Raw genomic sequence first — 20,986 nt, forward strand, 5'->3', positions numbered from 1 at the left:
TTCTATAAAGATTACACGGCGGGGCAAGGGGGTCAACCAAAGCCCGGCTGGATTACGCGACGACGACGCCGAGGTGGCTTGCCATCAGCGGAGCCAGCAGGCCCAGCTGGTAGTCATCGATGACGAGCCCGGCGAGACTTTCCAGTCCGCTGATCACCCGGATGTCGGTGCCGCGGATGTCGAAGTCCTTGAGCCGGGCGCCGGCGACGTCGAGGGTGCCGATGGTGCAGTTCTTCAGCACCACCCGGGTCGCCGCGCAGGAACCCAGATCCAGTTCGTTGATGATGCAGTCGCTGATCTGCACGTCCGTGAGCTTGGAGCCGCGAAGGTTCACGTAGTCGAGCTTGCCGCCGTCGATCCGCACGGACTGCCAGCCGCTTTCATAGAGTTCGGCGGAGCCCCAGCGGGGGTTGCCGATCTCGACGTCGCGCAGGGTGCTCCGGGCCGCCATGAAAACGGGCGCGTACACCTCCGCCAGGATGCAGTCACGGAAGCTGGCTCCCCGCAGCCGGGTCTCGTTGAAGGACACGCCTTGGAACTCGCACTCGGCGAAGTCCGTGCCTGCGAGTTCCAGCCCGCCGGCTGATGCCTTGGTGTACCGGACGCCGTCGTACCGCTCCCCGGACTGGAACTCCGGGGACGGGTCGTCCCTGAGTTCCTCCAACCGGACGGGACTGAGCCGCGGCGGGGTGACTTTGGGGGCCTGGGGTGTTTTCGGCGCCTGGTGAGCCCCGGGCGCCGCGGTGCCGCGCGCCATTAGAGCGACTCGGCCTTGGCCGCGATCTCGGACAGGTCCTTGGAGAGGGCCTTGCGGGTGATGCGCATGCCCAGTTTTCCGAACAGCGCCATCATCAGCTTGCTCAGCCGGGAGGGGTTGAGCATCTGGGCGCCGAAGGTCAGCGTCAGGTCCGTTCCGCCGTCGCGGTCGGCCAGGGTGAAGCGGGAGGTGTAGTCAGCCCCGCCCTGCAGCGCCTTCACCGTGGTGCTCCGCGGCGGATCGGCCTGGGACACCCACATTTCCACGGTTTCCGACCGCCCCATCATGGTGCGGGTCTCCTTCCAGCGCGTCCCCTCGCCGTACGGGGCGTCGGTCAGCATCTGGATCGAATCGATGCCGGACAGGGTGGCGGCCGAGCCGGGGATGTCCGAGATCACGGCCCAGACCTTCTCCGGAGCGGCATTGACGTGATGCGTGAGGGTGATCTTGTGGTCCATGCACCCGAGCCTAGCCCTGCCCCGCCTCAGATTTCACCCCTCGGGCACCGGGCTCCCCCGGGCCTTTCACCGCGACTTTCACCGCGACTTCCACTGCGCCGCCGGACGGCCTCTTGAAGTAGTAAGCATGCTTTGTGTTATATTGGACGCACATTGAATTTCAACCGGAAACGAAAGGTGGTTCACACCATGGGTATCGGAGACAAGATTCAGAACGAGGCAGAGCACCTGGGCGGCAAGGCCAAGGAAGCCACCGGAAACGCGACGAACAACGACGAATTGCGTGCCGAGGGCCAGAAGGACCAGGTCGTCGCCGACGCCAAGAAGGTCGGCGAAAACGTCAAGGACACCTTCAAGAAGGACTAGTCCTTACGAATCTCGGCGGCGTCGGACAGTTCCTTTGGGGGATGTCCGGCGCCGCTTTCTTGTGGGCTCCGGCAGTCACGGCTTGCATTGTCGCGGGCCCGGCTGCATGGGCCCGGGGCGCGTTCCTGAGCCCGGACTGCTGTGCCGGGGCGGGCGGGCTGCTGGCAGGCCGCCGTTTCGCCACAGATGGCCGCTAAACCACCCCGAATAGCGGCCATCTTCGTCGAATCGATGACGAGTTTGCGCACCCAAGACCCCCGGCGGGGTCCGGGCCGCCGATTCGTCACACATGGCCGCCAAACCACCCCGCCAAGCGGCCATCTTCGTCGAATCGATGCGAAGTCGGCGCACCAACACCCCGGCCGGCGACGTGCGGCGTCAACTAGCGATTCCATGGCGGCACATGGCCCCGCGGGAACTCCTTCGCCGGCTCTGCGTCCTCCCACTTGCCTATCTCCCGGGCGAACACGTCCTCAGCGGCCTGGGCCGAGACCTGGGTGCGCCGATCCCGCCCGCCGGGGCCGCCGATTCGTCACACATGGCCGCCAAACCACCCCGCCAAGCGGCCATCTTCGTCGAATCGATGCAGCGTGGGGGCAGCCCCCGCGCCCGGCGTCCAAGTAGCAATAGCGAAATAGTCGAGTACTCACTACTCATAAGAATCATTCAGCCCCATTCGTAGACTCCAGTCACGGGAGTAACGGGCTTCCGCTGCTCCGTGCACGGATCTGGGGATCGGCGCCTGGGCACTGGCAAAAAAGGGGAACTGGTCTCATGCGTAGGAATCACTCGTGTTCGCGGCCACGGCTGCAGCGTTCGCGGCATCTCTGACTTTGGCATCACCGGCAGCGGCGATCGTCACGTTCGACCCGGCCACGGGCACCGGCTTCGTGGGCAAGGGCGATGTCCAGACGGTTTTCGAATGGAACAACAAGGCGCTCCAGACCCACGCCTGAACGGTCGACTTCCGGGCGGACTCCGTGAGCGAGACATCCTGGACCTGCACAAGGACCTTCACAACCGGGAACGGCGAGATCAAGGAAATCGTCCAGGAGCGTAATACCACCCCAAGGGTTCAGGGCCTGGTGACCACCGTTGCCCGGGACAATTCCAAGGGCAAGGACGGCTCAATTACCGGCTTCTACCTTCAGGGCTACGAGGGCACCCCGACCCTGGAAACCGACGGCCCGGCCGTGGGCACGTGCCCCGCTGACCCGAGCGGATTTGTTTACGATGAGAACGCCCAGACAACTGAGCTCGGCGGCGGCTTTGAGGTCACCTATGACGGGACGAACTGGCACAGCATCGGCTAATCACCGGCGCCGGATGATTTCGCACACGGAAAAGGGGAGCGCCTCGGCACTCCCCTTTTCCTCGATAACTCCCCGGCCGATAACTTCACGGCCGCTTGAATCCACGGTCCGCTGACTTCGCCGGCCCGGTGACTCCCAGGACGGCGGCCTGAGTCGGTCGTCCGGGGGCAGGAACTAGCTGAAGAGCGCGCTCTGCGGTTCGTTGTGCTTGACCTTCTGCCAGCCAAGCCACAGCAGGAGCGCGAAGAACGGGATGGTCGCCAGGGTCCAGAGGCCGAGGTGGAACACCTCACCGGTCTTGCTGGTCATGGTGTCGAAGCCGATCAGCACCGTGATGATGAGCAGCGCAATCAGGCCGGCCCAACTGGTCCAGGGCGCCCCGGGCATGGGCAGGGAGGAGACTTTGCCCTTGGTCTTCCGGAGTGCGATCTGGCTGGCGAAGATGGCGCCCCAGGTGAAGATCACGCCGATGGATGCCGTGTTCAGCGCGAGGTCGAAGGCGTGCGAGCCGCCCAGCCAGATATTGAGCAGGATGCCTACCAGGTAGACGCCGCCGATGGCCAGGATGGCGGCGTACGGCACATGGCTCTTGGACATCCTGGTCAGCCAGTGCGGGGCATGTCCGTTGTTGGCCATGGTGCGGAAGATCCGGCCGATCGAGTACAGGCCCGAGTTGCAGGAGGACAGCGCGGCGGTGATGACGATCATGTTCATCACATCGCCCATCCAGCCGAGGCCCATCTGCCCGAACACGGTGACGAACGGCGAGGTGCCGGCCACGTACTGGTCCGAGGGAAGCAGCATGGCCAGCAGCGTGACGGAGCCGACGTAGAAGACCACGATGCGGAAGACAACGGCGCGGATGGCCTTGGGGACTTCCTTGGCCGGGTTCTGCATTTCACCGGCGGTGATGCCAACGAGTTCGATCGCGTTGTAGGCGAAGATCACGGCGTTCAGCACCAGGATCATCACGAGGCCGCCCTTGGGGAACATGCCGCCGTCGCCTGCGAAGAGGTTGCTGACCGAGGCGTTGCCGGTCCCGACCTGGGCGTTGGTGACCACCATGAAGGTGCCCACGGCCAGGAAGATCAGGATGGCGCCGACCTTGAGGACGGAGGCCCAGAACTCGAATTCGCCGAACGCCTTGACGCTCATGAGGTTCACGCCCACGAGCAGCAGCAGCGCCGCGATGGCGGACAGTTCAACCGGCACGTTGGGGAAGAAGAACTGGAAGTACAGCCCGATTGCGATGAGCTCGGCGATCCCGGTCATGGCCCAGTTGATGAAGTACATCCAGCCGGACAGGTACGCGCCCTTCTTGCCGAACATTTCACCGGCGTAGCTGACGAAGGAGCCCGAGGTCTGGCGGTACATGATGAGTTCGCCGAGGGCGCGCATCAGCAGGTAGGCGATGACGCCCGCGATCACGTAGGAGAAGATCAGCGCGGGACCGGTGGAGGCCAGCCGTCCGCCGGCACCCATAAAGAGGCCGACGCCGATGGCGCCACCCATCGCGATCATGGTGACCTGACGGCCGCTCAGGGTCTTGGCGTAGCCCTCGGCGCTGAGGGTCGAGTCGACGACGGCGGGTTGCGCCTCGGGGCTCTTAAGTTCTGTGGGGGTAGTTGATGGCACAGCTGTATTCCTTGTTTAGGTCGGGGTATGGCCGGGAAAGGACCGTGGATTCAAGTACACAAATTCGGGCTGGAGCCCCTCGCGGGGATCAAGACGTGTACCGAACCTCACAAGCGTCGAAGTTCGCGCGGCTCATCCATCGTACTAGTCTTCAGGGCCCGGCCGTGACGCGGGCAACATCAGGCAGGCAATATCCCTAATTAAATACGCGCTTCCGACTCAATAGCCGAATAATGTTCGGTTTTGGCCCGGCCGTCCCGGCGAGTCCCAGCGGGTCGTTCTGCCGAGCCGCCTGCTAGGCCAGGGCGCCGTCCTGCATGGCATACCGGATCCAGGTCCCGGTCCCCGCGCCGTGCCCGGCTCGGTTCCCGGTGCCGTTCTCCCGGGCGCGTGTGCTGAACCACTCCCCCAGCGCGCGGTCGTGGCTGACCATGACCAGCGTGCCGGCGAAGTCCGAAAGAGCCGATTCAAGCTGCTCCACCAGGACGGGCGCCAGATGGTTGGTGGGCTCGTCAACGAGCATCGTCCCGTATCCGCCCAGCAGCAGCCGGGCAAGGGCCAGCCTGCGTTGTTGTCCTGCGGACAGGCTTCCCACCGGGACATGGAATTCGCTGGTCCGGAAGAGCCCCAGGCGCAGCAGCGCCTCCGCGTGCTCGTCGATGTTGCCGCCCAGGCCCGCGGCGAAAGCCGGCAGGAGACGCAGCCCCGGGCGCTGCGGAAGCTCCAGCTCCTGCTGCAGGTATCCGATCCGGCCGTGCCTGACCACGGTGCCCCGGGCCGGCTCCAGCGTGCCCGCGAGGACGGAGAGCAGCGTGGACTTGCCTGCACCGTTGGGACCGGTGATGAGGATCTTCTGGCCCGCCTCCACCGTGACGTCCGTCGGCTCCAGCCGGCCGGGCACCGTCACTCCCCGGGCCTCCAGGGCCGGTCCCGCCGCAACGTCAGCCCGCAGCTCCGTCGCCAGCTTCAGGGGAACCGGCGGACGGTCGATCGGGTTTGCCTCCAGCCTGCGGAGACGCTCCTGGGCATTGCGGACCTTGCTGGAGGCTGCCTTCTGCCACGTGCCGGCCTTGAAGTCGAACCCCATTTTGTCGTTGTCGCGCTGCCGGGCGTAGCCCATCTTGCCTGCGACCGTGTCCGCCTGGAGCCGTTCGGCCTCCATCGCGTCCAGCCACCCGCGGTACTGCTGCGCCCAGCGCTCGCGTTCGGCAGCTTTCTCCCGCAGGTATCCCTCGTAGCCGTTGCCGTAGCGGTTGACCGTGAGGCGTTCGGCGTCCACTTCAATCACGGTTGAGGCAACTTTGCGCAGCAGGACGCGGTCGTGGGAGACCACCACCACGGTTCCGCGGTGCGCGGCCAGCCGGGCCTCCAGCCAGGCTGTCCCGCTGGCGTCCAGGTGGTTGGTGGGTTCATCGAGGAGGAGGATGTCGGCGGGATCGGCCATCACGCAGGCCAGCGCCACGCGTTCCTGTTCCCCGCCCGAGAGCGAGCCCAGTGTCCTCGTCCGTTCCAGCCCGCCCAGGCCAAGCCGGTCCAGCGCCGCCTCCACCCGGGATTCCGCGGCATAGCCTTCCCGGAGCTGGTACTGCGTCTGCAGGTTTCCGTAGCGCTCCAGTTCGTCCGCTTCCGCCTCGGCCAGCCCGTCCTCCAGCCGGTCCAGTTCGGACTCCATATCGCGGAGGGATGCCAGGGCGGCGTCGACCGCGTCGCTCACGGTGTATTGGTCGGGCAGGCCCAGGGTCTGGGCCAGGTAGCCGACGCGGCCCCGGCTGACGGCGGTGCCCTCGTCCGGGGTCTCGAGCCCGGCCAGAACGCGGAGCAGCGTGGATTTGCCGGCCCCGTTTTCGCCGACGATCGCCACATGTTCGCCGGCTGTGATGGCAATTTCGACGTCGGCAAAAAGCTGGCGGTCCCCGTAGCCATGGGATACGCCCGTAAGGCGGAGATGTTCGCTCAAGGAGTCCTCGCAGGTAGTTGGCGAGCCGGCCCGGCGGCGGCTTGCGTCGTCAAGTATGACACCGAAGGCTCATCCCGGCGCGTCTGCGGCCGCCGCGCGGGGGCTCAGGCGGCGGGCACGGCCGCCGCCGCGGGGGCACCGACGGCGGGCACAGCCGCCGTCGGGCGTGGAACATCAGACGGCGAGCGCGGCCGCCTTTTTGCGGCGGGCCATCGCCAGCCGGGTCCCGATCAGCCCCTGCCGGGGGCTGAACAGATAGACGAGGGCGAAGGCGGCGCTCTGGGTCAGGACCACCATGGCGCCGGAGGCGGTGTCCAGGTAGTAGCTGAGGTAGATGCCGGCGATGGAGCAGAGGGCGGAGATGACCGGAGCGATCACCAGCATCCGGGAGAAGCGGTCCGTCAGCAGGTAGGCCGTGGCCCCGGGAATGATCAGCATGGCCACCACCAGCACCACGCCCACGGTCTGCAGCGCCACGACGGAGGTCAGCGCCAGCAGGCCCAGCAGCAGCGCACCGAGGCGCTTCGGGGACAGCCCGATCGCGTGGGCGTGGGTGGGGTCGAAGGCGTAGAGCGTGAGGTCCCGGCGCTTGAGAATCAGGATGGCAAAGGCCACCACCCCCAGCACGAGGACCTGGATGAGGTCGGGGATGCTGACGCCCAGCAGGTTTCCGAAGATGATGTGGTTGAGGTCGGTCTGGCTCGGCGTCACGGAGATCAGCACCAGGCCCAGGGCGAACAGCGAGGTGAACACGATCCCGATGGCTGCGTCCTCCTTCACCCGGCTGGTGTTGCGGACCACCCCGATCAGGGCGACGGCGATCAGCGCGAACACCAGCGCCCCGACGGCGAAGGGAGCCCCGACGATGTAGGCGAGCACCACCCCGGGGAGCACGGCGTGGGAGACGGCGTCGCCCATCAGCGACCAGCCGATCAGCACCAGCCAGCAGCTGAGCACCGCGCAGACGATGGCCGCGAGCGCCGTGGTGACGATGGCGCGGACCATGAAGTCATAGCTCAGCGGTTCCAGCAGGATCTCGAGGAAGTCCATGGCTCAGTTCCTGCCCGGCTGGTTGGAAAGGCCGGCGATCGGAAGGCCGGGGTCCGGGAGGCCGGGGTCCGAACGAATGGGCCCGGGTAGGTCCCGGCTGAGGACGTCGAGGCCGAAGGCCATGGCCAGGTGCTCCGGCTGCAGCACCACCTCGGGCGGGCCGTGCATCAGGACCCGGCGCATCAGGAGCACGGCCTCGTCGCAGAGCTGGGGCAGGGCGTGCAGGTCGTGGGTGGAGACGAGGATGGTGCAGCCGTCCGAGGCGAGCTCCTTCAGTAGCCGCGTGATCGTGGCCTCGGAGCGCTTGTCCACGCCGGCGAACGGCTCGTCCAGGAGCATCATGGTGGCGCCCTGGGCGATTCCGCGGGCCACGAAGGCGCGCTTCTTCTGGCCGCCGGAGAGCTGGCCGATCTGCCGGTTGGCGAACTCGGACAGTTCCACCCGGTCCAGGGCGAGGTCGACGGCGTCGCGGTCCGCCCTGGACGGGCGGCGGGTGAACCCCTGGTGCCCGTAGCGGCCCATCATCACCACGTCGTGGACGGACAGCGGGAACTGCCAGTCCACGTCCTCGCTCTGCGGGACGTAGCCGATCCCGCCCCTTTTGCGGGCCTTGGCGGGCGGTTCGCCGTTGATGAGGACGCGGCCGGCGTCGGGCTTGACCATTCCCATGATCGCCTTGAACAGCGTGGATTTGCCGGAACCGTTCATGCCCACCAGCCCGCAGATCCGGGCAGCCTCAACGGTCAGCGAGGCGGCGTCGAGCGCCAGGACCTCCCCGTAATGGACGGTGACGTTCTCCACCAGAATGGCTGGACTGCTCATGATGCCGCTCCCGTCAGGCCTTCAGTGATGAGTTTGGCGTCGTGCCGGATGAGGTCCAGGTACGTCGGGACCGGCCCGTCCGCCTCGGACAGCGAATCCACGTACAGCACCCCGCCGAAGCTCGAACCGGTGGCTCCCACCACCTGGCGCATCGGGGCGTCCGACACCGTGGACTCGCAGAAGACGGCCGGGACCTTGTTGGCCTTCACGAATTCGATGGCCCTGGTGATCTGTTGCGGGGTAGCCTGCTGCTCGGCGTTGACCGCCCAGATGTAGACCTCCCGCAGCCCGGCGTCGCGCGCAAGGTAGGAGAAGGCGCCCTCGCAGGTCACCAGCGCCCGCTGCGCCTCGGGCACGGTGGCGAGCTTCTGGACCATTTCGTCCTTCACGGACTGCAGCTGGGCCTTGTAGGCCGCGCCGTTCGCCTCGAAGGCCGCCGCGTTGTCCGGATCGAGCTGCGAGAACGCCTTGACCATGTTGTCCACATAGATCTGGACGTTGACCGGCGACATCCACGCGTGCGGGTTCGGCTTGCCCTGGTAGGAGTCTTCACCGATGGACAGCACCTCCACGCCTTCGCTGACCACGGCGTGCGGAACGTCCAGGCCTTCCACGAACTGGGCGAACCACGCCTCAAGGTTCAGGCCGTTGTCCAGGATCAGGTCCGCCTTGGACGCCTTGCGGATGTCCCCGGGGGTGGGCTCGTAGCCGTGGATTTCGGCGCCGGCCTTGGTGATGGACTCGACCTGCAGCTTGTCCCCCGCCACGTTCTGCGCGACGTCGGCCAGCACGGTGAAGGTGGTCAGCACAACCGGCTTCTCGCCCCCGGCACCCGCGCCCGGGCCCTGGCCCGGGGCGTCAGCGCCGCACGCGGCCAGCGACAGTCCGAGCAGGACGGCGACGGCGGCTCCGGCGGCGCGGAGGCCACGGGTTCGGCGGACGACTTTGGCACGCCGAAACGAAGTATTAGGCATACCGAATATTATACCGGACTGCGCCGTTCCGCCGCGGCGCTAGGCTGGTGTCATGGGCACCGTTCTCCGCACACCCCCCGCACCGCGGCCGAAACTCTACCGGTTCTCCCGGCTCGATTTCATCACGGCAGGCCTGTACGTGGCAGTGGCCGCTTTCTTCGCCGTCGCCGGCGGGCTGCTGGTCCCGCTGATGCTCCAGCTCTCACCGAACCCGGCCACTGCCACTTACAGCGTCAACCTGGTCTTCTACGGATGCATCGGCATCCTGGCCCTGGCCGCCGTCCGGCACGTCGCCGTCCGGGACCTCAAGGTTCTTGCCACCAGGCCCTGGTTCACGGTGCTGATGGTCCCGCTTGCCGTGGTGGCCATGATGATCCTCACCGCGGTCCTCGTCTCGCTCACGGGGCCGGTGCAGACGTCCGCGAACCAGGCCGGGCTGCAGGCGCTGATGCAGCAGGTGCCGGCCTGGCTGATGGTGCCCCTGCTGGTGATCGTGGGGCCCTTCGTGGAGGAGTACATCTTCCGCCACCTGCTGATCGGCAAGCTGAGCCGGCGGGTGAACATCTGGGTGTGTTCCTCCCTGTCGGTGGTCTTGTTCGCGGCGCTGCACGTCGTCGGCCAGGAGGAACTGACCCTGCCGGTGCTGATGCCCTACCTCGCCATGGGCGTGGTGCTGGTGTACGTCTATGTCTGGACCGGCAAGAACGTTATGTTCGCCTACTTCGTCCACGCCTCGAAGAACCTGCTGGCGGTCGTCTTCATCTACGCCATCCCGCCGGAACTCATGGAGCAGCTCCAGCAGATCCAGGGCTGATCCAAGCAACGCGGGGTCAGATACGGCCCATCCCGGCGGTCCGCATGGGCCGTAGGTGACCCCGCGTTGCCGGGGGCGGTCCGCATGGGCCGTAGGTGACCCCGCGTTACTGGGGGCGGTGCGCGTTACCGCCGCCCGGTGTGCCGGACGGGCACCGCCGCCCCCTACCGCCGCCGGGCCCGGCGTCGTAGTTTCTATCCATGACACTCAACATCCAGATCGTCGTCGACTGCCGGCATCCGCATGAGCTCGCCGATTGGTGGGCCGAGACCCTTGAATGGGCGGTGGAGCCGCAGGACGCGGACTTCATCCGCTCCATGATCGAGCAGGGCTTCGCCACGGAGGAGCAAACCAAGCTGCACAACGGCAACCTCGTATGGGCCACCGGCGCCGCCATCCGTCCGCCCGCGGATCTTGCCGCCACGCCGCCGGCCCAGCGGATTCTGTTCCAGACGGTCCCGGAGGCCAAGACCGTGAAGAACCGGATCCACTGGGACGTCAACCTCGCCGGCGCGGACAAGGACCAGGCGCGGACCGCCCTCGAGGCGCGCGGCGCGACCTTCCTCTGGTCCGCCAGCCAGGGTCCGCATTCCTGGCACACCATGGCGGACCCGGAAGGCAACGAGTTCTGCATCAGCTGACGCGATTACTAGACTCGGACTGTGAGCAACGAAATCCCCGCCAAGGTGTCCGACGTCTTTGACCCCACCCGCTGGCGCACAGTGTCCGGCTTCGACGATTTCCAGGACATGACCTACCACCGGCAGGTGGAGCGTTCCGCGGACGGCACCGTGGTCCGCGACCTGCCCACGGTCCGCATCGCCTTCGACCGGCCCGAGGTGCGGAACGCGTTCCGCCCCGGCACCGTGGACGAGCTGTACCGCGCCATGGACCACGCCCGGATGAGCCCTGACGTGGCCACCGTGCTGCTCACCGGCAACGGCCCCTCCGCCAAGGACGGCGGCCACTCCTTCTGCTCCGGCGGCGACCAGCGGATCCGCGGCCGCGACGGCTACCGCTACGCCGAGGGCGAGACCAAGGAAACCATCGATCCGGCGCGCGCCGGCCGGCTGCACATCCTCGAGGTCCAGCGGCTGATGCGCACCATGCCCAAGGTGGTCATCGCCGTCGTGAACGGCTGGGCCGCCGGCGGCGGGCACTCCCTGCACGTCGTCTCCGACCTGACCATCGCCTCCCGCGAGCACGGCAAGTTCAAGCAGACCGACGCCACTGTCGGCAGTTTCGACGCCGGTTACGGTTCGGCGCTGCTGGCCCGCCAGATCGGCCAGAAGTCCGCGCGCGAGATCTTCTTCCTGGCCCGCGAATACTCGGCCGAGGACATGGTCCGGCTCGGTGCCGTCAATGAGGCCGTGGACCATGAGCGGCTCGAGGACGTGGCGCTGGAATACGCCGCGGACATCGCCCGGCAGTCCCCGCAGGCCATCCGGATGCTCAAGTTCGCCTTCAACCTCGCCGACGACGGCCTGGCCGGCCAGCAGGTCTTCGCCGGGGAAGCCACCCGGCTGGCGTACATGACGGACGAGGCGGTGGAGGGCAAGGAAGCCTTCCTGGAGAAGCGCGATCCGGACTGGTCCCAGTTCCCCTACTACTTCTAAGGCGGCCTTTGTGACTTCCGGAGCTGTCAACATCGAGCCCGCCCTCACGGCGCTGGCCGCCGCCCTCGGCGGCGAGGGCCCCGCCGTCGAACTCTCCGCCGGGCCGGACGGCTCCCCGGTGGTGGCGCTGGTCGAGGCCCCCGGCGTGGAGGACGCCGCCGTCGTGGTGCGGACCTCCGGCTCCACCGGCACGCCCAAGGCGACCGTGCTGACCCTCGACGCGCTGGCGGCTTCCTCGATGGCCACCGCCCTGGCGCTCCGGGGCGAGGGCCAGTGGCTGCTCGCCCTGCCCGTGCAGTACGTGGCCGGCGTCCAGTTGCTGGTCCGCTCGCTCTTCGCCGGCACCCGGCCGTGGGCGATGGACCTCAGCGGCGGCTTCACCCCGGAGGCCTTCACCGCCGCGGCGCTGGAGCTCACGGACAAGCTGCGCTTCACCTCGCTGGTGCCCACCCAGCTGCAGCGGCTGCTGGACTCGCCCTCGGCCGAGACCCTCGCCGTGCTCCGCCGCTTCAACGGGATCCTGCTCGGCGGCGGTCCGGCGGCGCCGGAGCTGCTCGCCGCGGCGCGCGACGCCGGTGTGCGGGTGGTGACCACCTACGGCTCCGCCGAGACCTGCGGCGGCTGCGTGTACGACGGCGTCCCGCTCGAGGGCGTCGTGGTCCGGGTGGCGGAGGACGGGCGGATCCTGCTCGGCGGGGCCACTATCGCCGCCGGCTACCTGGACGCGCCGGAACTCAGCGCGGAGGCGTTCGTGGCGGACGGCGGGGTCCGCTGGTACCGCACCAACGACCTCGGCGAGCTGGACGCCGACGGGAAGCTGACCGTCCTGGGCCGGGCCGACGACGTCGTCATCACCGGCGGCGTGAAGGTCTCGGCCGCGCATGTGCAGGCGGAGCTGGAGAAGCTCGACGGCGTGCGGGCCGCCTTCGTCGCCGGCGTCCCCTCCGCCGAGTGGGGCCAGGCCCTCGCCGCGTACGTGGCTTTGGCGGACAGCTCCCCGGAGGGCCTCGAGGGCTTCAGCGCGGGTGCGCCCTGGGCGCCGGCGCTTGGCGCGCTGGCGCCGAAGACCGTGCTGGCCGCCGCCGAGCTGCTGATGCTGCCGAACGGGAAACCGGACCGTCTTTCGATGACGGTTCGGCTCACAGAGCTGCATCAGGGAAAATAGATAAGCCGGGCACTCCCGGTTTCGCCGAACCAACACGAGGTACTGAAACGTGGCTACAGCCGCTCAATGGATCCAAGGCGCCCGACTGCGCACCCTGCCGGCCGCGATCGCGCCTGTCCTGATCGGTACGGCGGCTGCGTACGAGATGGACTCGTTCCTCCCGCTCAACGCCGTGCTGGCCGCGCTGGTGGCCCTGCTGCTGCAGATCGGCGTCAACTACGCCAACGACTATTCGGACGGCATCCGGGGCACCGACGAGGACCGGGTGGGCCCGCTCCGGCTGGTCGGCTCCGGCGCCGCGAAGCCCGAGCAAGTCAAGTACGCCGCGTTTGCCGCGTTCGGGCTGGCCATGGTGTTCGGCCTGGCGCTGGTCATCCTCTCGCAGACCTGGTGGCTGATCCTGGTGGGCCTGGGCTGCGTCCTGGCGGCGTGGGGCTACACGGGCGGGAAGAATCCGTACGGCTACCTCGGCCTGGGTGATTTGTTCGTCTTTGTGTTCTTTGGCCTGGTGGCCACCCTCGGCACGACCTACACGCAGGCGGGGCAGATCAGCCTCGCCGCCATTATCGGCGCGATCGGCACCGGCCTCATCGCCTGCGCGCTGCTGATGGCGAACAACGTCCGCGACATCCCCACCGACCGGAAGGCCGGGAAGAAGACCCTGGCCGTGCGGCTCGGCGACAAGTATGCCCGGGAAAGCTACGTGCTGATGCTGGCTGTGGCGATCCTGCTGCCGATCGTGCTGGCTCCAGTCCGGCCGTGGATGCTGATTGTGCTACTGCTGATCCCCGCCAGCCTGATGCCGTCCTGGCTGATGATCGCCGGCCGGCGCCGCAAGAGCCTGATTCCGGTACTCAAGCAGACCGGGCTGATCAACCTCGGCTACGCGGTGCTGTTCTCGCTCGGCCTGATGCTGAGCCACGGGTTCTAGCTGGGGCGCGGTGCTGTGCCGGCTGGGCCGGGGGCCTTGGGTTTGTCGGCGTCCCGCGTCCACAGTCCGTTGAAGAGCTAGCGGCCACAGGCCGTTGAAGAGCTAAAGGTCCTTCGGGCGGCTGTCCGTGCGGACGGTGACGTCCGGGTGCTCGTCGACCAGGCGGTCTTCGGCGTCGGCGTCGTCCACTTCCCCGGCGCTGCGCAACGGCTTGGCCTTGCCCGAGAACCGGCGGTGCAGAGAAGCGGCGGCGGCGTCACGCTGTTTCTGGAAAAAGAGGAAGCTAATCGCGAACGCCATCATTCCCGCGCACAGGACGGCCAGCAGCCATCCGAGCTCGAGGTAGACGAAGAGCGCGAACAAAGGCACAAAGAGCGCCAGACGGATCAGGGAGTATTTCAGGAAAGCCACACACCAAGTTTAGCCGCCGGCGGCAGCCCGGCCCACCGAGGCCACATCGGACCCCATGGCTGCGCGAGGTTGGACCCCGGTCGCAGGAGGTGAGACCTCTCCCAAGGACAAGGAGGCGCCGGGAACTCCACCGACGGCTAAACTGAAAGCATGCTCCTCCGTGTAGTGGTCGCCGTCGCAATACTTGTTGTTTTCGTCTATGGACTTATCGACTTGATCCGCACTGATCCGCGCCAGACCAAGGGCATCTCGAAGCCTGCCTGGATTGTCGTGCAGATTGTTCTCCCGGTGATCGGCGCCATCCTGTGGTTCCTGATCGGCCGGCCGCGCGGCACCACCCCCGCACGTGCTACTTACAGTCACACCCTCGCGCCCGACGACGACCCGGATTTCCTGCGCAACCTCGAACTCCGCCGCCGCAACCAGGCCGAAGCCGACCGGCTCAAGAAGCTCAAGGACGAGCTCGACGCCAAGGAGCGCAAAGCCGAAGGCAAAGGCACCCCGGGCACGCACGGCTCCGAGCCCGGTGAGGCCCGCGGCAGCGGCGACACACAGGGTACCGACGAGGTCAAATAGCACCACCCCGGGCCTCCCGGCCTCCGGGCGCTTACTTCGCCGCCCCGCCGCACGATGGCACGCGCTGGGACCATGGCGGGTTCTGACTTTGTCCCGTTGCCCGGTCAGCTCTTTGACCGGTCAGCTCTTTGACCTCGCCCGTTCGCCACAAATGGCCGCCATCCCGGTCTCAAAGCGGCCATCCTCGTCGAATCGCTGCGACAAGACCGCCCCCACGAGTCGCCGGTCACCAGGCCCACCTCTCCTCCACAGGCTGCCCAATCTGTGGATAACCTCCTAGCCCCCTCCTGGCGGGAGCAGAATGCTCGTATGCAGCATCCCAGCGAGCTTCCCGCGCACCTTCGAGGCCAGCCCTTCACCGTGGCCCAGGCCCGCACCGCCGGGCTGAGCCGACGTCGTACCCGGGCGCAAGATCTCGTCAGCCCCTGCTTCGGAGTCCGCGCCGCGGCCACCACCCCGGACAGTTTGCTGGCACGCGTGCACTCCCTGACCGCTCTCACGGGCGCAGTCGTGAGCCATCTTTCTGCGGCAGTGCTCTGGGGCTTCCCCCTTCCGAAGGCCCTGGAGAACCTGGCTGTCATCCATCTAACGACTCCGCCGGGCAAGCGGGCTGTGCGGCACAAAAATGTTGTCGGCCACGAGCAAGCACTTGAGCTGGAAGAGATCGTGGCCGGCGTTCGGGTGAACTGCACCTCCCCGCTGCGGACGTGGTTCGATCTCGCCGGCATTCTGAGCCTCGGTGATTTGGTGATTGCCGGGGATTTCCTGTTGCGCCGGAGGAACCCTCTCACCACGATCGAGGCCCTGGATGCATTCCTCGCGGGGAAACGGGGCCGCCCGGGCTACCGGCGCGCCATATCTGCCCGGAGACTGATGCGCCCCAACACGGACTCCCCCAAAGAGACCGAACTCCGGCTGCTTCTGGTCCGCCAGGGTCTGCCCGAACCCGGGGTCAATGTCCCAATCTTCGACGAGACCGGCGGTTGGATCGAGGATCCGGATCTGTCCTACGAGCAGGAAAAGGTAGCCATCCAGTACGACGGCGCGCATCATGCCGATCCGGCGCAGCGTCGCAGCGACATCTTCCGAGATGAGAGCGCCAGGGATGCCGGATGGCGCGTCGTCGTCCTGACCCAGGGAGATTTGACCCCATTCGCCCAGGGAAAGGAGCCGCTGGCAGTTACCCGCGTACGCGCTGCGCTGACTGCGCGCGGCTGGACGCCTGTATCTGGCCCGCAGCCGAGGCGACGTAGAAGTGGCCGCGCCGCCGGGCACACATCCGAGGCGAAGGACCACACCCCCGCACGTCCCCACCCGCCCGACGCAAATGGCCGCTGAACGGGGCGGCTTAGCGGCCATCTCTGGCGAATCGACGGAGGGCGTACCGGGAGTAACCCGGGATAGCATCCTGGGCCGAGTTGACGCGCTCCACCGAGCGTAGTCACCGCCACGCCGCTCACCCATCCGACGCAAATGGCCGCCATGCCGGGTGGCTTAGCGGCCATCTCTGGCGAATCGACGGAGGGCGTGCGGGGCGCTGCCCGGGATGGCATCCTGGGCCGAGTTGACGCGCTCTACCGACCGAAGCCACCCCGGCCCCTCACCCATCCGACGCAAATGGCCGCTATACCGGCTGACTTAGCGGCCATCTCTGGCGAATCGACGAAGTGAGGAACGGCTTAGCGGCCATCTGTGGCGAATCGACGGAGGGCGGGAAAGCGAAGCCCGGGAAAGCGGAGCGTGCGGGCTACAGACCCGAGTAGGAGTGCAGGCCGTTGAAGAACTGGTTCACGATCGTGAAGTTGAAGACCACGCAGAGGTAGCCGACGATCGACAGCCAGGCCGCACGGGTTCCGGTCCAGCCCCGGGTGGCGCGGGCGTGCAGGTAGCCGGCGTAAACCACCCAGATCACGAAGGTCCAGACTTCCTTGGTGTCCCAGCCCCAGAAGCGGCCCCAGGCCTTTTCGGCCCAGATGGCACCGAACATCAGCGTGAAGGTCCAGCCGACGAACGCGATGGCGTTGATCCGGTAGGAGAGGTTCTCGAGGCTCAACGCGGTCGGCACGAGGCGCATGAAGCCCAGTTTGTCGGCTCCGCCGGCGGCGATGGTTTTCTGCCGGTGCGTCTGGACCAGCTGCAGCGCCGACATCGCGAAGGTCAGGGTGAAGAGCGCGGAGGACAGCACAGCGATCGAGACGTGGATGATCAGCCAGTAGCTCTGCAGCGCGGGAACGAGGTGGCCCACGGGGGTCCAGTAGGCGACGGAGGCAGCCACCAGCATGATGATCGCCAGGCCCACCACGAAGGTGCCGAGGAAGCGCAGGTCGCGCCGGATCAGGACCAGGAGGAAGACGGCCACGGCCACGAACGCGCCGGTGGTCAGGAACTCGTACATGTTGCCCCACGGCACCCGGCCCGCGCCGATGGCCCGGGTGATGACGCCGGCTGCGTGGATGGCAACACCCAGCACGGTCAGGGCCACGCCCACCCGTGCGGGGGCGCGGCGCTCGGCGGAGTAGCGCATGGCGCCGTCGGCGGTCTGGCCGATGCCGGCAGCATTCCCGGTACCGCGAGCCGCGGAGGACGTCGGGCGCTCGGCCCGGCCCACCGGCCCGGCCACGTCCCCGTCGGATCGGTCACCGGCCGCGTCCGAGTCGGCCCGGTCAACGGCTTCGGAGGAGGCCCCGACGCCGGCTGCCACCGGCACGCGGGCGGCCTCGGCTCCTGCCAGCTCGGCGGCCCGAAGGTCCACCGCGCGCAGCGTCTTGCTGCTCTTGGCCAGGTCCCACGCGAAGGCGATGAAAGCCACCGTGTAGGTGCCTGCCGCGAGGAGCATGAACAACTCGCTGTACTGGCCCATGGTTTCGTTGATGGGGAGCATTACTGTTCCTTCTTTGACTCGGAAGAGCCTGCTGTTGACTGGATGAAGTCTGCTGCGGGGTGGCCGGGAGCGGCCTGCTCAGCGCCGGCACCGGCACCGGCACCGGGCAGCCTGGTGTCCGCCCGGTCATTATCCGCTCCCCCGCTGGGAGCCGACTGGGAGCCGCCGTCGTCGAGATCCCAGGCGCCGGCGAGCAGCCTGCGGACCGCGGCGGCTTCGCCGGCAAGCCGGTGGTCTTCGCCGCGGGCCAGAAGCCCGTACTCGACCATGGTGCGGCCGTCCTGGTGGGTGCCGGTCCGGACCCAGACGCGGCGGCGGTTCACGTACAGGGAGGTGACCAGGCCGGCCACCGCCAGGAGCGCGAAGATCAGGGCGTACAGCTGGCCCGGATTGTGGTGGATGTCGACGCCGATGTAGCGCTTCACGCCGTCGAAGCTGATCGAACCCTTGCCGTCGGGCAGGGTGTAGCTGGCGCCCGGCGAGAGCGTGATGCCGCCGGCGTCGAGGTTGCGGGCATTCAGCGGCGTGAGCTTCTCGACGTCGAGCTCGAAAACGTTCTGCGGGGAGCCGTCGTCCAGCCCGAGGTCGCCGTAGTAGGAGTTCAGGGTCAGCTGCGGGTTGAAGAGCTCCGGATCGCCGCTGAAGGACACACCTTCCTCGGTAATGAACGCCGTGGGCAGGAAGAAGCCGGCGAAGGCGAGTTGGTCGGGCTTGGCATCCGGGACCTTGATGACCGCCGAGGAGTAGTAGTTGTCGCCCTGCAGCTTGGCCACCACCGGGCCCTGCATGGCGACGTTCCCAGCGCCGTCGCGGATGGTGACGACCGGGGCGTAGCCATTGCCGGTGAGGTACATGCTGGTGCCGCCGAGGGTGAGCGGATCGTTGACCTTCAGCACCTCGGTCTTGGCGGGAGCGTCCGGGGCGTCCCTGGTGGTCACGTCGGCCCGGAAGTCGATGGGCTGGCCGTTCTTGCCCTGGGACTCGCGGTCGAAGGTGATCTCGAACTTGTCCAGCTGGACCGAGTACGGCTGCAGCTGGCTGCTCTGGAAGTTGGTGCCCGGGGTGAACTGGTCATAGCCCACGAGTGTGTTGACGAAGGTGTCGCCCTCCACAAGGATCCGCTGGCCGCTGTAGCCGAACAGCCCGCCGACCGCCACGGACACCAGCACCCCGATCAGCGAGGTGTGGAAGACCAGGTTGCCGACCTCGCGCAGGAAGCCGCGTTCGGCGCCGATCGAGGGCCGGGCACCGTCGCGGTCGCGGACGTCGACGCGGTAGCCGCGCTTTTTCAGCAGCCCGGCGGCGTCGGTGATGGCGCGCGACGCCGGGATCCCGGCGCCGGCGGGGATCACGAGGGTGCCGTATTCGGGCAGCCGGGACAGCCGTGCCGGCGTGCGCGGGGGCTGGGACCGCATGGCCTTGTAGTGCGCGATGGCGCGCGGGACCACGCAGCCGATCAGCGAGATGAACAGCAGGATGTAGATGGCGGAGAACCACGCCGAGGAGTACACATCGTAGAGCTGGAGCGAGTCGAGGATCTTGCCGTAGTCCGGGTTGTCCTTGATGTACTGCGTGACGATCGAGGGGTTGGCGGGCCGCTGCGGGAACAGCGAACCGGGCACCGCTGCCACCGCCAGCATCAGCAGCAGGAACAGCGCGGTGCGCATGCTGGTCAGCTGGGTCCAGGCCCAGCGGAGCATGCCCATCGGGCCCAGCGCCGGAAGGACAGCTTCAGCCTTCGCGGCCGCGACGGGGCTGGTGCCGCCGCCGGATTTGCCGGGCTCGCCGCCCTTGGTGCCGTCAGGCTCGGTGCCGGGGGCAGGGGACTTCTTGTCTAGGTTCACTCGCTCGCTCATCAGATCGGCAATTTCACATCGGTTTGGAACCAGTACTGCAACTCGGACACCCAGGTCCCCCACACGCCGGTGGCCATCAGCAGGCCGAGCCCCACGAGGATTCCGCCGCCGGTGCGCTGGATGGCGAGCCGGTGCTTGCGGAAGAAGGACATCACGCCGATGCCGCGGCGCACGGCCAGGGCGATCAGCAGGAAGGGAATGCCCAGGCCCAGGCTATAGACGAACGCCAGGAACGCTCCCTTGGCCGCCGAGGACCCGCCGGAAAGGCTCAGCAGCTGGACCGCGGAATAGGTCGGGCCGATGCACGGCGCCCAGCCGAGGCCGAACGTGATGCCCAGCAGCGGCGCACCCCACAGCCCGGCCGGCGGTTTGGACTGGATCTTGGCGTCGCGCTGCAGCCAGCCGAATCCGCCCATAAACACCACCCCCATGATGATCACGAGGATGCCGAGAACTTGCGTGATCCAGGCGTTCTGCGTGCCGGTGATCAGCGTCCCGAGCTGCCCGAACGCCCCGCCGAGCAGCACAAAGATCACTGAGAAGCCCAGCACAAAAAGCCCGATGCCGGCCAGCATGCGGCCGCGCTTCTGCTTCTGGAGGTCGACGCCGGTCAGTCCCGTGACGTAGCCCAAATACCCCGGCACGAGCGGCAGCACGCAGGGCGAAAGGAAGGAGACGAAGCCGGCCAGCAGTGCCACCGGGATGGCAAGCAGCAGCGATCCGCTGAGGATGGCTTCGGCGAAGGGGCTGTTCACGGTGGCTGGCCTGTCCGCTACTCGGCCACGGCAGCGGCGATGAGCGACTTGAGGGTGCCCTTTTGGATCTCACCGAGGACACGGGAGGCCACACGGCCCTGCTTGTCCAGCACGAGCGTGGTGGGCACGGCCCCCGGGGGAACGAGTCCGGAAACGGCCAGCAGCACGGCGCCGTCCTTGTCGTTGAAGCTCGGGTAGGTCAGGTTGAAGGTCTTGTCGAACGCTTCCGCCGTGGCCTTCTCGTCGCGGAGGTTGACGCCGAAGAACTGCACGCCCTGGGTCTTGAACTCCTGGTGCAGGGCCTCCAGCGAGGGTGCCTCCACCCGGCACGGTGCGCAGGCGGCGAACCAGAAGTTCAGCACGGTCACCTGGCCCTGGAAGGCTTCGGCAGTCACCGCGGTGCCGTCGAAGAGCGTGCCCTTGATCGCGATCGGGCTCTTGCGGTCCGCGACGGCGAACTCCGTCACCGACCCGTCGCCGGCCACGTAGTTCTTGTTGTCGCCGGCCTTGGCCTGCTGGGCCAGCGCATCCTCCTGCGCGCATCCGGAGAGACCCAGCACGACGGCGAGGGCCGCACCGCCCGCTGATAGGACACTGCGGCGGGACAAGGGTGACACGTTTCCGGAATTTGCTGGGTTTGCGCTCATAC

The 20,986-nt window shown here is 67.5% G+C and carries 22 protein-coding genes; 10 read left to right on the top strand and 12 right to left on the bottom strand.

The annotated features are described in order from the left end of the window. Nucleotides 1-52: 52 nt before the first annotated feature. Complete coding sequence (locus ASPU41_RS02350; protein ID WP_069949553.1) at nucleotides 53-757, bottom strand: pentapeptide repeat-containing protein; 705 nt, start codon at nucleotides 755-757, stop codon at nucleotides 53-55. Continuing rightward, complete coding sequence (locus ASPU41_RS02355; RefSeq protein ID WP_069949554.1) at nucleotides 757-1,215, bottom strand: SRPBCC family protein; 459 nt, start codon at nucleotides 1,213-1,215, stop codon at nucleotides 757-759. Before ASPU41_RS02355 ends, ASPU41_RS02350 begins: the two co-directional genes overlap by 1 nt. A 189-nt stretch (nucleotides 1,216-1,404) precedes the next feature. Here ASPU41_RS02355 and ASPU41_RS02360 point away from each other — a divergent pair, with 189 nt between their 5' ends. From ASPU41_RS02360 to ASPU41_RS02365, 3 genes are all read left to right on the top strand, one after another. Then, the gene (locus ASPU41_RS02360) at nucleotides 1,405-1,581 is read left to right on the top strand and encodes a CsbD family protein (RefSeq protein WP_069949555.1); all 177 of its coding nucleotides are present in this window, start codon (nucleotides 1,405-1,407) and stop codon (nucleotides 1,579-1,581) included. A gap of 791 nt (nucleotides 1,582-2,372) precedes the next feature. Further along, nucleotides 2,373-2,537, top strand: a complete 165-nt coding sequence (locus tag ASPU41_RS22475; protein ID WP_157356905.1) for a hypothetical protein — start codon at nucleotides 2,373-2,375, stop codon at nucleotides 2,535-2,537. A gap of 24 nt (nucleotides 2,538-2,561) precedes the next feature. Beyond that, nucleotides 2,562-2,894, top strand: coding sequence for a hypothetical protein (locus ASPU41_RS02365; RefSeq protein ID WP_157356906.1), 333 nt, complete (start codon nucleotides 2,562-2,564; stop codon nucleotides 2,892-2,894). A 174-nt stretch (nucleotides 2,895-3,068) separates the two neighbouring features. On the opposite strand, the gene ASPU41_RS02370 is transcribed toward ASPU41_RS02365, so the two are convergent. From ASPU41_RS02370 to ASPU41_RS02390, 5 genes are all read right to left on the bottom strand, one after another. Then, on the bottom strand, nucleotides 3,069-4,529 hold the full coding sequence (locus ASPU41_RS02370; RefSeq protein ID WP_069949557.1) for an amino acid permease: 1,461 nt from the start codon (nucleotides 4,527-4,529) through the stop codon (nucleotides 3,069-3,071). 295 nt (nucleotides 4,530-4,824) lie between these two features. Beyond that, entirely contained in the window at nucleotides 4,825-6,486 is a 1,662-nt protein-coding gene (locus ASPU41_RS02375; RefSeq protein ID WP_069949558.1) for an ABC-F family ATP-binding cassette domain-containing protein, read from the bottom strand. A gap of 174 nt (nucleotides 6,487-6,660) precedes the next feature. Further along, a complete protein-coding gene (locus ASPU41_RS02380; RefSeq protein WP_069949559.1) occupies nucleotides 6,661-7,536 on the bottom strand; it encodes a metal ABC transporter permease in 876 nt (291 codons plus the stop codon). 3 nt (nucleotides 7,537-7,539) lie between these two features. After that, nucleotides 7,540-8,358: a metal ABC transporter ATP-binding protein gene (locus ASPU41_RS02385; protein WP_069949560.1), complete on the bottom strand. Its 819-nt coding sequence runs from the start codon at nucleotides 8,356-8,358 to the stop codon at nucleotides 7,540-7,542. After that, entirely contained in the window at nucleotides 8,355-9,332 is a 978-nt protein-coding gene (locus tag ASPU41_RS02390) for a metal ABC transporter substrate-binding protein (protein WP_069949561.1), read from the bottom strand. The genes ASPU41_RS02385 and ASPU41_RS02390 overlap by 4 nt, the downstream gene beginning before the upstream one ends. Before the next feature lie 52 nt (nucleotides 9,333-9,384). Here ASPU41_RS02390 and ASPU41_RS02395 point away from each other — a divergent pair, with 52 nt between their 5' ends. From ASPU41_RS02395 to ASPU41_RS02415, 5 genes are all read left to right on the top strand, one after another. After that, nucleotides 9,385-10,146 carry a CPBP family intramembrane glutamic endopeptidase gene (locus tag ASPU41_RS02395; RefSeq protein WP_069949562.1) on the top strand — a complete coding sequence of 254 codons (762 nt, stop codon included), beginning with the start codon at nucleotides 9,385-9,387 and terminating at the stop codon, nucleotides 10,144-10,146. Between the two features lie 200 nt (nucleotides 10,147-10,346). Then, on the top strand, nucleotides 10,347-10,787 hold the full coding sequence (locus tag ASPU41_RS02400) for a VOC family protein (protein WP_069949563.1): 441 nt from the start codon (nucleotides 10,347-10,349) through the stop codon (nucleotides 10,785-10,787). A 21-nt stretch (nucleotides 10,788-10,808) separates the two neighbouring features. Beyond that, entirely contained in the window at nucleotides 10,809-11,762 is a 954-nt protein-coding gene (locus ASPU41_RS02405) for a 1,4-dihydroxy-2-naphthoyl-CoA synthase (protein WP_069949564.1), read from the top strand. A gap of 10 nt (nucleotides 11,763-11,772) precedes the next feature. Beyond that, nucleotides 11,773-12,927, top strand: coding sequence for an AMP-binding protein (locus ASPU41_RS02410; protein ID WP_069949565.1), 1,155 nt, complete (start codon nucleotides 11,773-11,775; stop codon nucleotides 12,925-12,927). A gap of 49 nt (nucleotides 12,928-12,976) precedes the next feature. Continuing rightward, nucleotides 12,977-13,858, top strand: coding sequence for a 1,4-dihydroxy-2-naphthoate polyprenyltransferase (locus tag ASPU41_RS02415; protein WP_069949566.1), 882 nt, complete (start codon nucleotides 12,977-12,979; stop codon nucleotides 13,856-13,858). Nucleotides 13,859-13,960: 102 nt separating this feature from the next. Here ASPU41_RS02415 and ASPU41_RS02420 read toward each other — a convergent pair whose 3' ends face one another. Continuing rightward, nucleotides 13,961-14,269 (bottom strand): DUF4229 domain-containing protein, encoded by a 309-nt coding sequence (locus ASPU41_RS02420; RefSeq protein ID WP_069949567.1) that lies wholly within the window; start codon nucleotides 14,267-14,269, stop codon nucleotides 13,961-13,963. A 150-nt stretch (nucleotides 14,270-14,419) separates the two neighbouring features. Between ASPU41_RS02420 and ASPU41_RS02425 the strand changes: the two genes are divergently transcribed. Then, on the top strand, nucleotides 14,420-14,845 hold the full coding sequence (locus ASPU41_RS02425) for a PLD nuclease N-terminal domain-containing protein (protein ID WP_069949568.1): 426 nt from the start codon (nucleotides 14,420-14,422) through the stop codon (nucleotides 14,843-14,845). Nucleotides 14,846-15,154: 309 nt separating this feature from the next. Then, nucleotides 15,155-16,183, top strand: coding sequence for a hypothetical protein (locus tag ASPU41_RS02430; protein WP_231941145.1), 1,029 nt, complete (start codon nucleotides 15,155-15,157; stop codon nucleotides 16,181-16,183). Between the two features lie 409 nt (nucleotides 16,184-16,592). Here ASPU41_RS02430 and ccsB read toward each other — a convergent pair whose 3' ends face one another. From ccsB to ASPU41_RS02450, 4 genes are read right to left on the bottom strand one after another with little or no spacing between them, the layout of a single operon-like run. After that, complete coding sequence (ccsB, locus tag ASPU41_RS02435) at nucleotides 16,593-17,726, bottom strand: c-type cytochrome biogenesis protein CcsB (RefSeq protein ID WP_069949569.1); 1,134 nt, start codon at nucleotides 17,724-17,726, stop codon at nucleotides 16,593-16,595. Then, nucleotides 17,726-19,582: a cytochrome c biogenesis protein ResB gene (gene resB, locus ASPU41_RS02440; RefSeq protein WP_083266314.1), complete on the bottom strand. Its 1,857-nt coding sequence runs from the start codon at nucleotides 19,580-19,582 to the stop codon at nucleotides 17,726-17,728. Before resB ends, ccsB begins: the two co-directional genes overlap by 1 nt. After that, complete coding sequence (locus tag ASPU41_RS02445) at nucleotides 19,582-20,337, bottom strand: cytochrome c biogenesis CcdA family protein (protein WP_069949570.1); 756 nt, start codon at nucleotides 20,335-20,337, stop codon at nucleotides 19,582-19,584. Before ASPU41_RS02445 ends, resB begins: the two co-directional genes overlap by 1 nt. 17 nt (nucleotides 20,338-20,354) lie before the next feature. Next, nucleotides 20,355-20,984 (bottom strand): TlpA family protein disulfide reductase, encoded by a 630-nt coding sequence (locus ASPU41_RS02450; protein ID WP_069949571.1) that lies wholly within the window; start codon nucleotides 20,982-20,984, stop codon nucleotides 20,355-20,357. Between the last annotated feature and the right edge of the window lie 2 nt (nucleotides 20,985-20,986).

This window comes from Arthrobacter sp. U41 (assembly GCF_001750145.1).
Taxonomy (GTDB): Bacteria; Actinomycetota; Actinomycetes; order Actinomycetales; family Micrococcaceae; genus Arthrobacter.